Raw genomic sequence first — 13,702 nt, forward strand, 5'->3', positions numbered from 1 at the left:
GATCATGGCTGAACGGTTCCGCTCCTCAGCCACCCCCGTATCCATGGAGGTCAACCGTGACCAGGACGGCTCACCGTATCCGCAATCTCACCACCGCCGCAGCCGCTACGGCAGGGCTGCTGCTCGTCGCCTCCGGCTGCTCGTCGGGCGGGGACGGCGCCGGGGAGGCCGCCGGCGGGGTGCCGGTGGTCAAGAAGGGCAAGCTGACCACCTGCACCCACCTGCCGTATCCGCCGTTCCAGTCGGAGCAGAACGGCAAGGTCGTGGGCTTCGACGTGTCCCTGATCGACCTCGTCGCCAAGAACCTCAAGGTCGAACAGAAGATCCTCGACACTCCGTTCGAGAACTTCAAGACCGGCGCCTTCCTCAACTCCGGCGAGTGCGACCTCGCCGCCGCCGGCATGACCATCACCGACGAGCGCAAGAAGAACGTCGACTTCTCGGTCCCCTACTTCGACGCCACCCAGGCGCTCCTCGCCACCAAGACGAGCGGGGTCACCTCGCTGGCCGACCTCAAGGCCAAGGGCAAGAAGCTCGGCGCCCAGGCCGAGACCACCGGCGAGAGCTACGCCACCGGCAAGGGCTTCAACCCGGTCGCCTTCGAGAGCTCGGACGCGGTGATCAACGGTCTGCGCACCGGCCAGGTGGACGCCGTGGTGATCGACTACCCGGTGGTCCAGGGCTGGCTCAAGGACAAGGCCAACGCCGACCGGTTCGCGCTGGTGGAGAACATCTCGACCGGCGAGCAGTACGGCTTCTCGGTCAAGAAGGGCAACACCAAGCTGCTCGCCGCCATCGACAAGGCCATCACCGACGCCAAGGCGGACGGCACGTACAAGAAGCTCTACGAACAGTGGATCGGACCGCTGCCCAAGGCACAGCCGTGACCTCGCGCCTGACGAGGCGTCAACGAAGGCGCGTCTCGCAGGGCATCCAGTACGCGGTCTTCGTCGGGGTGCTCATCACCATCGGGGTCCTCGCCGACTGGGACCGGCTGCAGAACCAGTTCGCGCAGACCGACCTGATCGGCAAGCTCTTCCCGGACATCATCACCATCGCCCTGCGCAACACCGTGGTGTACACGCTCTCCGGCTTCGCCTTCGGCCTGGTGCTCGGTCTGGTGGTCGCGCTGATGCGGCTCTCGTCCGTGGCGCCCTACCGCTGGGTGGCGGGCATCTACATCGAGCTGTTCCGGGGGCTGCCCGCCCTGCTGATCTTCATCTTCGTGGGCGTGGCGGTGCCGCTGGCCTTCCCCGGCACGGAGATCCCCGGCGGAACGTACGGAAAGGTCGCGCTCGGGCTCGGTCTGGTCGCCGCGGCCTATATGGCCGAGACGATCAGGGCGGGCATCCAGGCCGTGCCCAAGGGCCAGATGGAGGCGGCCCGCTCGCTGGGGTTCTCGCACGCCCGGGCCATGGTGTCGGTGATCATCCCGCAGGCGTTCCGGATCGTCATCCCGCCGCTGACCAACGAACTGGTGCTGCTCTTCAAGGACTCCTCGCTCGTGCTGTTCCTCGGGGTCACCCTGGAGGAGCGGGAGCTGACCAAGTACGGCAGGGACCTGGCAAGCCAGAGCGCCAACTCCACCCCGATCCTGGTCGCCGGGCTCTGCTATCTGATGGTGACCGTGCCCCTGAGCTTCGTGGTGCGCCGCCTCGAAGCCCGCGCCGACCGGGCGAGGTGAACAAGCGATGCCACAGAACGAGATCGAGATCCGCGGGCTGCGCAAGTCCTTCGGGGACAACGAGGTGCTGCGCGGCATCGACCTGGAGGTCGCCCGGGGCGAAGTGGTGTGCGTCATCGGCCCCTCGGGGTCGGGCAAGTCGACGCTGCTGCGCTGTGTGAACCTGCTGGAGGAGCCGAGCGCGGGCCAGGTGTTCGTCGGCGGCACCGAGGTCACCGACCTGGACGTCGACATCGACGCGGTGCGCCGCCGCATCGGCATGGTCTTCCAGCAGTTCAACCTCTTCCCGCACATCACGGTCACCGAGAACCTGGTCCTGCCGCAGCGTCGGGTGCTGCGCCGGGGCAAGGCGAAAGCGGCGGCCGTGGCCCGGGAGAACCTGGACCGGGTCGGCCTCGCCGAGAAGGCCGACGCCTATCCGGCACAGCTCTCCGGCGGGCAGCAGCAGCGCGTCGCCATCGCCCGGGCGCTCGCGATGGGCCCCGAGGTGATGCTCTTCGACGAGCCGACCTCGGCGCTCGACCCCGAACTCGTCGGGGACGTCCTCGCGGTGATGCGGATGCTCGCGGGCGAGGGCATGACGATGATGGTGGTCACCCACGAGATGAGCTTCGCCCGGGAGGTCGCGGACCGGGTGGTGTTCATGGACGACGGCGTCATCGTCGAGCAGGGCCCGGCGGCGCAGGTCGTGGGCGCCCCGCGGGAGGAGCGGACCAGGAACTTCCTCAACCGCATCCTGGACCCGGCGGCGGAGGCCCGCCCGACCTCGCATCTGCCGCCGGAGGAGGACGGCTGACGCATGGACACGGGGCAGGGCCCGCTCCCGGTGACACCGGGAGCGGGCCCTGCCCTGTCGGGCATCGGGGCACGGGCGGGGGTTCAAAGCCAGGCTCTCAGGACCCCGAGGCCTTCATCTTGTGCGTGAACACCCAGGTGGCGATGGAGTCGCCGAGCGTGTATCCGTCGCTCGCGTCCCACGGGTAGTGCACACCGAGCCAGATCCTGCTGTCCGCGTCCTCGTGCGCGGCCTGGCTGAAGCTGGTGAACGAGCGGGTCCTGACCGGCGAGTGCGGGTCGTCGGTGGACGCCGTGAAGCTCACGTTGTCGCTCTTGAAGTACTGCCGCATGATCCCCGCCCATGCGGCGGCGAACGCGGAGTGGCCCGAGGCCCAGGCGGGGAAGCAGGGCGTGGTGCCCGACAGCGGCTTCCACGCGGGGTCGAGACCGCCTTCGCGGATCGCCGACACCGGACGCCAGAGGTCGATGGGCGTGCGGTACTTGACGTCCCACTCCCCGATGGCCGCGTCCGCCATCGCGACGGAGACGAGCGCGAACAGCCGGGCGTTCTGATACGGCGTCAGCCCCCGGTCCTTCGCCACCCGCGCGGTGATGTCGAGCAGTTGCCCCGGCGGCTTGTAGGTGCCGTTGGCGTCATTGGCCCAGAACCAGGCGGCCGCGGTCTGGTCCGTCGTCCGCGTGGTGGAGCCCGCGGCGCCCAGCGAGCGCACCTGGGCCACCTGGTCGGCGTAGGCCGGGCTGGCGAGCAGGTTCTCGTACGACGCGTAGACGCCGGGGGTCGACGGCCGGAACTGGGAGCCGGAGTCCAGCGCCCACGGCTTCACCAGGCCCCAGTTGGGGGTGGCCGCCTGACTGCCCTGCGAACAGGCCGGGTCCGGCAGGTCGGGGTAGCTGGTCGGCAGCCAGGCGCCGGGCTTGGTGTCGGGGGTGTAGACGGCCCTGTCGTCGGACCCGTCGGCGGTCCGGTTGTCCTGGGCGTTCTTGACGATGGTGCCGACCACCGTGAAGTCGAGCAGGTCGAAGCCGGTGGGGTCGGTGCCGAACCGCTCCTTGAACTTGTTGTCCAGGTACGTCGTCTGGTCGGGGAACAGCTTGAGCAGGATGTTGTAGGCGGTCCGCCCGATCACCCGCTCCTCCTCGCCCGGCCCCTCGATCCCCCAGCCCGCCGAGTAGTTGATCGCCGTGAGGTACGGGTCGGAGGTCATGGTGTGCCAGCGGAGCTGGTAGGAGCTCTCGGCGTCGTAGATCGCCGTGTTCATCATGGCGGCCGCCCGGGACAGCGGGCCCGGGGCCCCGCCGGCCGTGCGGATCGCGCCGTTCAGCACGTTGTTCCAGTACTGCACGGGATCGCCGCTGTAGTTGGGCGCGGCGGCGGCCGGCTGCGGGGCCAGGGTGAGCGCGCCGAGGGCGGTGGCGGCCACGGCGGCCAGCGAGACCGCCCGGGCGCGCAGGTTCGCCGCGCGTCTTCTCCTCGTACGGATCCACAACATCGGGCACGGGTCCTCTCCGTCGGTGGTGCGGTGTGCGGGATGTGCCGGTGGCGCTCTGCTTCCGCCTCGCAACCTAGGTCCGCGCGCTCGCGCGCACATCCAGCCGGTGGCGGAGAGCGCCGTCATCCCGGCGCCGCAGTTCCGGTAGGGGGGTAAACCCTGGCGGTACCTGGTCGACGATGTGCACAAAAAGGCGCGATCAGGTGCCGATCGGTAGAATTCACCCCATGGGAGAGCGGTCTGCCGCACCGACAGCGCCCGAGCTCGTCCTGGAGACCGACACCGGCTCCACGGTGATGAGTCCGAGCCGGGACTACCACGTAGGACGCGACCCCCTCAGCGAGATCGTCATCGACGACGCCCGCGTCTCCTGGCACCACGCGGTGCTGCGCGTGGCGGGCGGCCACTGGATGGTCGAGGACGAGGGCAGCACCAACGGCACCTACGCCGACGGCCGCCGCGTCCACGAGTGGGGCGTGGGCCCCGGCAGCGTCATCCGGTTCGGCAGCCCCGCCGACGGCCCCCGCGCCGTCCTGGTGGACCGCGCCCCGCCGCCGGTCCGCGCCCCGGAGCGGCTGTCCGCCGTGTCGATGCCGTCCGCGACCGGCGCCTTCCGGCAGCCCACCTCGGTGCGGCCGCTGCCCGCCCGTACCGTACGGATCGGCCGCGCCGCCGACAACGACCTGGTCGTCGACGATCTGGTCGTCTCGCGCCGGCACGCCGAACTGCGCGCCCTGCCCGACGGCGGCCACGAGATCGTCGACCTCGGCAGCCACAACGGCACCTTCCTCAACGGCCAGCCCGTCGCCCGCGCCCGGGTCTCCTCCGGCGACATCGTCGGCGTCGGCCACTCGGCGTTCTGCCTGGTCGGGGACGAGCTCCAGGAGTACGTCGACACCGGCGAGGTCTCGCTCGACGTCCAGGACCTCACGGTCGCCGTCGACCGGGGCCGCAAGACCCTCCTCCACCAGGTGTCGTTCCCGGTCGGCGAGAAGTGCCTGCTCGCCGTGGTCGGCCCGAGCGGCGCCGGGAAGTCCACCCTGCTCAACGCCCTGACCGGGCTGCGCCCCGCCGACCGGGGCACGGTCCTGTACGACGGCCGCGACCTCTACCGGGACTACGCGGAGCTGCGCCAGCGCATCGGCCTCGTCCCGCAGGACGACATCCTGCACGCCCAGCTCACCGTGCGCCGGGCGCTCGGCTACGCCGCCGAACTGCGCTTCCCGCAGGACACCGCCAAGTCCGAGCGCCGCGCCCGGGTCGACGAGGTGATCGGCGAGCTCGGGCTCGAACAGCGCGCGGGCCAGCCCATCCACAGCCTCTCCGGCGGCCAGCGCAAGCGCGTGAGCGTCGCCCTGGAGCTGCTGACCAAGCCGTCGCTGCTCTTCCTCGACGAGCCGACCTCCGGGCTCGACCCGGGCATGGACCGCTCGGTGATGCACATGCTGCGCGGCCTCGCGGACGACGGCCGCACCGTCATCGTGGTCACCCACAGCGTCCTCAGCCTCGACGTCTGCGACCGGATCCTCGTCCTGGCCCCGGGCGGGCACATCGCGTACTACGGACCGCCCCGCGACACCCTGGGCTTCTTCGGCTTCGGGGAGTGGCCGGAGGCGTTCGAGGCCTTCGAGCGGGACCGCGAGCGGGACTGGGCGGGCGAGTACGCCCGCTCGTCCTTCCACCAGCGGTACGTGGTCGGCTCCAGCGCCCAGCCGCACCTGAACCAGGGCGCCGCCGCCCGGGTGGTGGGCCGGCCGGCCAAGGCACAGAGCTGGGGCGCCCAGCTGGGCACCCTGGTGCGCAGATACGCGGCCGCGCTCGGCGCCGACCGGACCTTCCTCGCCATCATGATCGCGCTGCCCTTCGTGATGGGCGCCATGGCGCGGGCGCTGGCGGGCAGCAGGCTGACCCAGGAGACGGCGATGAACGCGCTGCTCATCCTGTGCGTCGGCGGTGTGCTCACGGGCGCGGCCAACGCCGTACGGGAACTGGTCAAGGAACGGGTGATCTACCAGCGGGAACGGGCCGTCGGCCTGTCCAGATCGGCGTATCTGATGTCCAAGGTGGTGGTCCTGGGCACGATCACCGTGCTCCAGGCCGTCGTCCTGACGCTGGTCGCGCTGCTCGGCGTGAACCTGGGCGCCCCGGGCGGCAAGGGCGTGGTCATGCCGCCGCTGGTGGAGATCACGGTGGCGGTGGCGCTGCTCGCGTTCACGGCGATGATGCTCGGCCTGCTCGTCTCGGCGCTGGTGCGCAAGGAGGAGGTGACGATGCCGCTGCTCGTGCTGCTCGCCATCGTCCAAGTGGTCTTCTGCGGAGCGCTGTTGAAGCTGCACGGCGTCCCGGGGATCGAGCAGCTGGCCTGGCTGGTCCCGTCCCGGTGGGCGCTCGGCGGGATGGCGGGCACGATCGGGCTCTCCAGGATCGTGCCGGGCGAGCTGACGGGCGACCCGCTGTTCAAGCACGAGACGGGCGTGTGGCTGCTGAACATGGGCATGCTGGTGGTCCTGTCGGTGCTCTTCGGTTATCTGGTGGCCCGGCTGCTGCGGCGGCACGAACCCGCCGTGATGCGGAAGTAGGCCGCCGTGATGAGCGCTCCCGTGGACTTCCGTCCCACCCATGTCGTCCCTCCCGGCGGACTGGCCGCCTGGGAGAGCCCGGACCCCGGGCGCCCCACGGTGCCGCTGGACGCGCTGCTGCCGGTGCAGCTGATCGACCGGCGCGGCGACTGGGCCCGGATCCTGTGCGCCAACTCCTGGTCGGCGTGGGTCGACGGCCGCCTCCTGGTCACCGTTCCGCAGGGGCCGCCGGTGCCGGGCGCGCCGCTGGCCCGTACGGCCGACCCGCGCCCGCTCCTCGCCCGGGTCCAGGACATGCTGAGCCGCTACCGCAGCGCCGCGGAGGACCTGGCCGCGGGCCGCCTCGACGGGGAGACGTTCCGGCAGCGCACCCAGGGGCTGCGGGCCGGAATGGTCGTCGATGGCGAGGCGGTGTGGCTGTACGACGCGGAGCACGAGCGGTGGGTGTACTGCGACGGGACGCGGCTGAGCACGTTCGCCGCGTCCGGGCCGCCGTCCGTTGCGCGGGCGAGCGCGGTGCCCTCCGGCGCGACCCCGTCCGACGAGACGCGGGTGGTCGGCCCGGACGGCGACCGGCCCGGTGACGGCTGATGGCACCCGAGAGCGATCTGTACACCGGCCGCCCCTCCGACCTGGTCGGACGGCGGATCGCCGGGTACCGGATCGAGAGCGAGATCGGGCGCGGTGGGATGGCGGTGGTGTACCGGGCCCGCGACCTGCGCCTGGAACGGACGGTCGCGCTGAAGCTGCTCGCCCCCGAACTCGCCCGCAACGACACGTTCCGCCAGCGCTTCACGCACGAGTCGCGGGTGGCCGCCGCGATCGACCACCCGCACATCGTGCCGGTCTTCGAGGCCGGGGAGACCGACGGCGTCCTGTACATCGCCATGCGGTACGTCGCCGGGCGCGATCTGCGCGCGCTGCTCGACCAGGAGGGCCCGCTGCCGGTCGCCACGGCGGCCAGGATCGCGGCCCAGGTGGCGTCCGCGCTGGACGCCGCCCATGAGCACGACCTCGTCCACCGGGACGTGAAGCCCGGCAACATCCTGGTGGCCCAGGGCACCGACAGCGACCATCCCGAGCACGTCTACCTCACCGACTTCGGGCTGACGAAGAAGTCGCTGTCGCTGACCGGGTTCACCACGGTCGGCCAGTTCGTCGGCACGCTCGACTACGTGGCACCGGAACAGATCTCCGGCCGCCCGGTGGACGGCCGCTGCGACGTCTACAGCCTCGCGTGCGTGGTCTACGAGACGATGGCGGGCGCCCCGCCGTTCCAGCGCGACGACGACATGGCGCTGCTGTGGGCCCACCAGTACGACCAGCCGCCGGTGCTGACGGAGAAGCGCCCCGACATCGCCGCCGGAGTCGACGGCGTGATGGCGAAGGCGCTGGCCAAGCTCCCGGACGACCGGTACGACTCGTGCCTGGCGTTCGTGGCCGCACTGCGCCAGGCGGCGAAGGGCGTGGGGCCCGGAGGGCATCCGCCGACGCGGGTGGACCTGCGGGTGGCGGGCACCCCGGAACCACCCGCACCACCGCCCGAGCCACCGGAGTGGGCGCGGCCGGTGTTTCCGGTGAGGGGGTCGGGGCTGCGGTGAGGGGGTCCGAGGTGTGGTGAGGGGTTTCCCGGGCTGTGCGGGCTTCCGGGTTGCGGTGAGAGGAGGTGGGGCGGCGGTCAGCCGGACGCGCTGTCGCCCTCCGGCGCCACCTCCCCGCGCCGCCGCACGCGCCGGGCGAGCAGGCTGCCGAGGAAGCCCGCGACCAGCCCCCAAAGGACGGCGAAGCCCAGTCCCGTCCACAGGCGCGGCTTGAGCGACACCTGGCCGGAGAGGCCGCCGCCGAGGTCTCCGATGCCGAGCAGCGACAGCCCGTAGTGCGCGGAGATCCGGGCCAGCAGCGAGACGGCCAGCACGGTGAGGGCGAGCGCGAGGGCCAGGTGCAGGGCGTGCTGCCACGCCCGCACCCGGGCGGGCGACCGGACCGCCATCAGGAACGCGGCGCCCAGGACCAGCACCGCGGCCACCACGAGCAGCCACCACACCCGCCCGTCGTAGTCCGCGAGGGTGCTCAGATTGAGCGTGGAGAGGTCGGGCGTACGCAGCACCTGGTCCAGTACGTGCGGCATGGGCAGCCCGAACGGACCGTCGACCCGGCCTTCCCAGGAGGCGCCGAGCCCGAGCGTGAAGGCCAGCCAGACGAGGTTCGGCAGGCCCAGCAGGATCACCGCGAAGGTCTCGGCCGTGTGGCCCTTGACCACCGCGACCACCAGTCCCACCACGATGCCCAGGGCCACGTACGCCAGCAGCAGCACGACCATCGCGAAGGCGGCCGGGCGTACCGACTCCTGGAAGCGCAGCAACCGGGCGGGCAGCGGGGCCCTGCGGGAGACCACCAGGGCGAGGAAGAGCAGCCCCGCGAGCCAGAGCAGCCCGAAGAGCAGGGTGAGCGGCACATCGGTCTCGAACCCGACCTCGGGCGAGGCGCCCAGCAGATCCCCGATGTCGCCGATGGCCCCGTTCCCGAGTCCGACGGTGAAACGTTTGCGGGCGAGGAACGAGAGGCCGAGGAGCGCCAGCAGCCACAGCACGGCCACCCGGGCGGCCCAGGCCGCCAGTTCACGGGCGCTCGCCACGGCCCGGTGCCGCAGCGGCCGCAGGAATCCGGCGGCGACGAGCAGGGCGCCGACGAGCGTGACGGAGAGCGGGAGCACCGTCAGATCGGCATTGGTGTCGCCGATGAAACCGGCGTCGCCCTTGATGTCGACGGAGCCGCCGACCGCCATGACGACGACGGCCGCGACGACCTGCGGGAAGGCGTTGTCGGGCAGGTCCGCCGCACCGGCCGCGAGCAGCCCGAGCGCGGCGACGACAGCCATGGCGATCAGCCCCGTCAGCACCGCCACGAGGGCCTCGACCCAGCCGTGGCGCGCGCGTCGCGGCCCCGTGGACTCGTCGGGCGTCTGGTCCGGACTCACGTCGCTCACGCTGTCACGCTAAGCAGCACCGGGGCGGTCCGCCCGTCATGGGGGGCCGACCGCGTCAGCTTGCGGGGCCGCCGGGACCCGGGCACACAATGGGCAGGTCGAGGACGCACCGGACTCGTCGCGTACGCAGCACGGAGCACGGAGCTCGTCGCGTACGAAGCGGCAAGGACGAGCCGGACCGCCTGCCCGCGCACCGCCGCTGCCGCCTCCCGGCCGCGGTGGGCCCACGGTCGCGCGGGTCCTCGCCCGAGTGCCCCGCACCCCCGCGGGACCCCAACGCCGGGAAGAAGAGCTCGTGAGCGTCGAACCTCCCCCGTCCGGCGGCCGCCCCACCGGCCCCCCGTCCGGCCCCCTCTCGGGCCCCTCGCAGCCCGGCCCGCCGACGGGCCCGCCCAGCGACGGCGGCCGGGGCGGTACGGGCCGGGGCGACGGAAGCGAGGGCGGCGGCCGCGGCGGGGGCGGCGGGGGCGGCCACGACGAGACGATCGCGGTCGGTACGGGTGGGGGTGGGGGCGGGGCGTCTGGCCCCGGGGGTACGGGCGGAGGCGGCTCAGGCGGCGGACCCTCCGGATCCGGCGGCGGCCGGGGCCCCGGCGAGGGCCCGGGCGACGGCGGCACCCCCGGCACGGACGACGGCCCCCGCCGCCCCTGGTGGCGCTCGGCCCCCCGTATCGCGCTCACCACCGGCGCGATCGTCGCCGCCGTGGCCCTGATCATCGTCTTCACCCGCCCCGACGGCTCGTCCGGCGAGAAGGGCGCGGGCAGCGAGGTCTTCCTCCAGGCGGCGGGCAAGGACGGCCCGGAGCCCTTCACCCCGTCGACCGCGCGCTACAGCTCGCCGCCCCCGTCCCCGCCGTCCCTGCCCAACGCGTCGGCCCAGGCCTCGGCCAATGTGACGCGCGGCGTGGACGGTGCGGCCCCCGGCCTCTACGGCGGTACGCGCAACAAGGCGAGCTGCGACGTGGAGAAGCAGATCGACGCGCTGACGGCGGCCCCGGCCAAGAACAAGGCGTTCGCCTCCGTCGAGGGCGTCGCCCCCGACTCCGTGCCCACGTATCTGCGCTCCCTCACCCCCGTGCAGCTGCGCATCGACACCAGGGTCACCAACCACGGCTACCGAAACGGTTCCGCGGCCCCCTACCAGGCCGTTCTGCAGGCCGGTACGGCCGTGCTCGTGGACGACCGGGGCGTGCCGAGGGTGCGCTGCGCCTGCGGGAACCCGCTGCTGCCCGCGGTCGCGCAGCAGGGCACGCCCAAGCCGACCGGCGACGCCTGGCCCGCGTACCGGCCGTCGAACGTGGCCGTCGTCGCCCCCGCCGCCCGCGCGGTCGACAAGTTCGTCGTCTTCGACCCGGACCACGACGAGTGGTTCTCGCGCCCCAAGGGCGACACGGGCGCGGGCGACAAGAAGACCACGCCGCCGGGGACTTCGACGCCGTACAGCTCGTCGCCCACGACCGGCGAGACCACGCGGTCCGAGTCTCCGTCCCCGCAGCCCCCGACGACATCGGCGCCGCAGCCGCAGACGTCGACCCCGTACGCGCCGGTGACGAGTACCGCGCCGTCGGCGCCGGGTGGTTACTGACGCGTACTCGTCCACTCCCGAGTGATTCGACCTACGGATCACGGCCGCCCGATCAAGCCGCCATAACGTTTCACCTCGACCCACCTCGACAATCGAACTTTTTCTCGACGGCTAGGCCGTGACGTCGCGCTGATCAGCAGCGTTGTACCTACGTCAGGTCCCGCAACCGCCGCCCGAGGAGTCGCCATGGATGCCTGCGCTCATGCCTCAGACGTTCATCTGGGCGGCTGCCGTCCGTGCTGGGGCAGACCTGCCGGACGGCGTGGCGGATCGACCGGGGCTCGGTCCTCCTGCTGCTGGTCTGCCAGCTCGTGATCGGGCTCGCGGCGGCGGTGCTGTGCGCGACGCCCAGCAGTTCATGACGGCGGTGATCCGTATGGCCGCCGCCGCGGGCGTGCTCACGGTGCTGCATCCCTTGATGCTCGCCCTGCTCGTGCTCGCCGTGCTGCCCGCGGGCGCGGGCGCGGTGATGGCGGCGCGGGTCGACTACGAGACGCACTGCGCCAATGTGGGCGACCGCAATGTGCGCGGGATGATGCGCTGGTGGGCGACGACGCCCAAGCTCGCGGACGAGGTGGCCGCCGAGCGCCGAGGTGGTCAGGGCGATCCGCAGCAGCCGGGGGCCTGGCTGGCCGTCACCGGCCGGGTGGAGCTCGGCGTGGCGGCCTCGGCGGTGGTGGCCGTACAGAGTTCGCTGAGCGCCCTGTCGCAGGTCGTGGTCTACGGGGCGGCGATGTTCCACACCAGCCTGTACCTGGCGGACATGCGCACGTCCCTCGACTTCGCCGCCGAACGCGCGCCGAAGAGGGGCCGGTTGACCGCCCAGTGTGGCGGGGCCGCTGCCGGGGCGTGACATGCTCATCGTATGACGGACCGTGAGGAGCCGGTGGTGGCAGCGACCAGGGGCGGGTGCGGCGCGAGGGGCAGGACCCCCGTCGTCGCCGCGGGCCGCCCCGCGATGTCCCGCCCGGCCGCAACCGGAGGCGACCAGCAGCTCGCCGCACGGATCTCCACCGTGCAGGAGGTGCTCGACGGCCTGCCCGGCTCGGCGATCTTCTTGATGCCGGAGTTCGGGGACGACGGAAAGGTGGCGGACTTCCGGATCATGGCGGCCGCGCCCGACGCGGTCGACATCGGGGCCCGCCGGGGCAAGGAGCTGGTCGGGCTCAGCGTCCTGGACACCTATCCGAAGGTGGCCGGCACCGAGCTGTGGTGGCGGGGATATCTGGGGACCCTGGAAACCGGTGTCCGGTACGAGGGTGAGCCGTTCGAGTACGAGGAGGTCCTGGCCGGGATACCGCGCCTGTCCCGCTTCTCCGTCCGCGTGGCGCGCTGCCAGGACGGGCTGATCGTCTCCTGGGTCCGGCTGGACACCGGGGAGCGGGAGCAGCGCAGGCTGACGGTGACGCAGCGGCTGGGACGGCTGGGCTGGGTCGACTGGGACCTGGTACAGGACGTGATCACCTGGTCGGACGAGGTCCGTGCCGTCTTCGGCAGGGGCCCGGCCGCGGAGCCGTTGACGCTGCGGGAGCTGCGCGCCCAGGTCCTGGCCGAGGACGTCCCGGCCCTGAGCGGGGCGGTGCGGCGGCTGCTGGGCGAGGGCCGACCGGTCGACCACACCTTCCGGATCACCACCCCCGACGGGGAGGTCCGGCATGTGCGGATCGTCGCCGAGGCCGAGCTGGACGTGGCGGGGGCCCCGGTGGAGGCGCACGGGTTCTTCCAGGACCTCACCCCCGCCAAACGGGTCGAGCAGCAGCTGCATGAGCACCAGCAGGCAGCCCTGGCCCAGCAGAGCCTCCTGGCCGCGGAACGCGACCTGGCCGGTCGCCTCCAGCACGCGCTGCTGCCGCTGCCCCAGCAGTCCCTGCGTCTGGCCGGACTCACGGTGGACGTGGCGTACCAGCCCCTCCAGGAGGGGCTCAACGTGGGCGGCGACTGGTACAGCGCCATCGAACTGCCCGACGGCAGCGCGCTGCTGGTCATCGGGGACGTCGCCGGCCACGGCCTGGACGCGGTGGCCACCATGGCCCAGCTGCGCTTCACCGCCAAGGGCATGGCCATCACCGGCACGCCGCTCGCGGCGATCCTCACCCGGCTCAACACCCTGCTCCTGCACACCTCGGAGCGGAACATCGGCACGGCCACCATGATCATGGCGCACTACGACCCGGCCACCGCACGGCTGACCTGGGTGCAGGCAGGACATCTGCCCATCCTGCTGATGCGCGCGGGCCGGCCCCGCTATCTCCCCGCTCCCCGGGGCATCCTTCTGGGCGCGACGGCCACCCCCCGATACGAGGCGTCCACCCTCGGCCTTCTCCCCGGTGACCATCTGCTGCTGTACACCGACGGCTTGGTCGAGAAGCCGGGCGAGGACGTCGACGAAGGCCTGGCCCGTCTGATGGAGGCCGCCGCCGCGTGCACCGGCGGCCCGCGCCTCCTCGACGGCGTCCTGGACGCCCTCGTCAGACCGGACGCCCGCCGCGACGACATCTGCGCCCTGCACATCAGCGTGTGAGGGCGGTGCGCGGCGGCACCGGGTTCACGCTTTCGGTGCCTTCTGAGGGACGCACCGGA

The 13,702-nt window shown here is 72.3% G+C and carries 11 protein-coding genes and 1 pseudogene; 10 read left to right on the plus strand and 2 right to left on the minus strand.

The genetic code is table 11. The features are described 5' to 3' along the window. Positions 1-56: 56 nt before the first annotated feature. The 3 genes from BX283_RS07825 to BX283_RS07835 are packed head-to-tail and all read left to right on the plus strand — an operon-like array spanning position 57 to position 2,480. A complete protein-coding gene (locus BX283_RS07825; protein WP_101386917.1) occupies positions 57-887 on the plus strand; it encodes a transporter substrate-binding domain-containing protein in 831 nt (276 codons plus the stop codon). Further along, positions 884-1,684, plus strand: a complete 801-nt coding sequence (locus tag BX283_RS07830; protein ID WP_101386918.1) for an amino acid ABC transporter permease — start codon at positions 884-886, stop codon at positions 1,682-1,684. The genes BX283_RS07825 and BX283_RS07830 overlap by 4 nt, the downstream gene beginning before the upstream one ends. A 7-nt stretch (positions 1,685-1,691) precedes the next feature. Next, positions 1,692-2,480: an amino acid ABC transporter ATP-binding protein gene (locus BX283_RS07835; protein WP_101386919.1), complete on the plus strand. Its 789-nt coding sequence runs from the start codon at positions 1,692-1,694 to the stop codon at positions 2,478-2,480. A 97-nt stretch (positions 2,481-2,577) separates the two neighbouring features. On the opposite strand, the gene BX283_RS07840 is transcribed toward BX283_RS07835, so the two are convergent. Beyond that, positions 2,578-3,972 (minus strand): vanadium-dependent haloperoxidase, encoded by a 1,395-nt coding sequence (locus tag BX283_RS07840; protein ID WP_180357097.1) that lies wholly within the window; start codon positions 3,970-3,972, stop codon positions 2,578-2,580. Positions 3,973-4,199: 227 nt separating this feature from the next. Between BX283_RS07840 and BX283_RS07845 the strand changes: the two genes are divergently transcribed. Genes BX283_RS07845 through BX283_RS07855 form a run of 3 tightly spaced genes read left to right on the plus strand, consistent with a single transcriptional unit; the run spans position 4,200 to position 8,152 of the window. Then, complete coding sequence (locus BX283_RS07845; RefSeq protein WP_101386920.1) at positions 4,200-6,551, plus strand: FHA domain-containing protein; 2,352 nt, start codon at positions 4,200-4,202, stop codon at positions 6,549-6,551. A 9-nt stretch (positions 6,552-6,560) separates the two neighbouring features. Next, positions 6,561-7,142 (plus strand): hypothetical protein, encoded by a 582-nt coding sequence (locus BX283_RS07850; protein WP_257582205.1) that lies wholly within the window; start codon positions 6,561-6,563, stop codon positions 7,140-7,142. After that, positions 7,142-8,152, plus strand: a complete 1,011-nt coding sequence (locus BX283_RS07855) for a serine/threonine-protein kinase (protein ID WP_101386921.1) — start codon at positions 7,142-7,144, stop codon at positions 8,150-8,152. Before BX283_RS07850 ends, BX283_RS07855 begins: the two co-directional genes overlap by 1 nt. 77 nt (positions 8,153-8,229) lie before the next feature. Here BX283_RS07855 and BX283_RS07860 read toward each other — a convergent pair whose 3' ends face one another. After that, complete coding sequence (locus BX283_RS07860; protein WP_373979150.1) at positions 8,230-9,537, minus strand: streptophobe family protein; 1,308 nt, start codon at positions 9,535-9,537, stop codon at positions 8,230-8,232. Between the two features lie 295 nt (positions 9,538-9,832). On the opposite strand from BX283_RS07860, the gene BX283_RS07865 reads away from it, so the two are divergent. From BX283_RS07865 to BX283_RS42125, 4 genes and pseudogenes are all read left to right on the plus strand, one after another. Further along, a complete protein-coding gene (locus tag BX283_RS07865) occupies positions 9,833-11,122 on the plus strand; it encodes a DUF6777 domain-containing protein (RefSeq protein WP_101386923.1) in 1,290 nt (429 codons plus the stop codon). A gap of 236 nt (positions 11,123-11,358) precedes the next feature. Next, complete coding sequence (locus BX283_RS41445) at positions 11,359-11,484, plus strand: hypothetical protein (protein WP_257582208.1); 126 nt, start codon at positions 11,359-11,361, stop codon at positions 11,482-11,484. After that, positions 11,460-11,939, plus strand: a pseudogene (locus tag BX283_RS07875) (ABC transporter ATP-binding protein); the annotation flags it as partial. The gene BX283_RS41445 and the pseudogene BX283_RS07875, both read left to right, overlap by 25 nt. A 48-nt stretch (positions 11,940-11,987) precedes the next feature. After that, positions 11,988-13,643 carry a PP2C family protein-serine/threonine phosphatase gene (locus BX283_RS42125; protein ID WP_306822792.1) on the plus strand — a complete coding sequence of 552 codons (1,656 nt, stop codon included), beginning with the start codon at positions 11,988-11,990 and terminating at the stop codon, positions 13,641-13,643. Positions 13,644-13,702 lie beyond the last annotated feature (59 nt).

The sequence above is a fragment of the Streptomyces sp. TLI_146 genome, assembly GCF_002846415.1.
GTDB lineage: Bacteria > Actinomycetota > Actinomycetes > Streptomycetales > Streptomycetaceae > Streptomyces.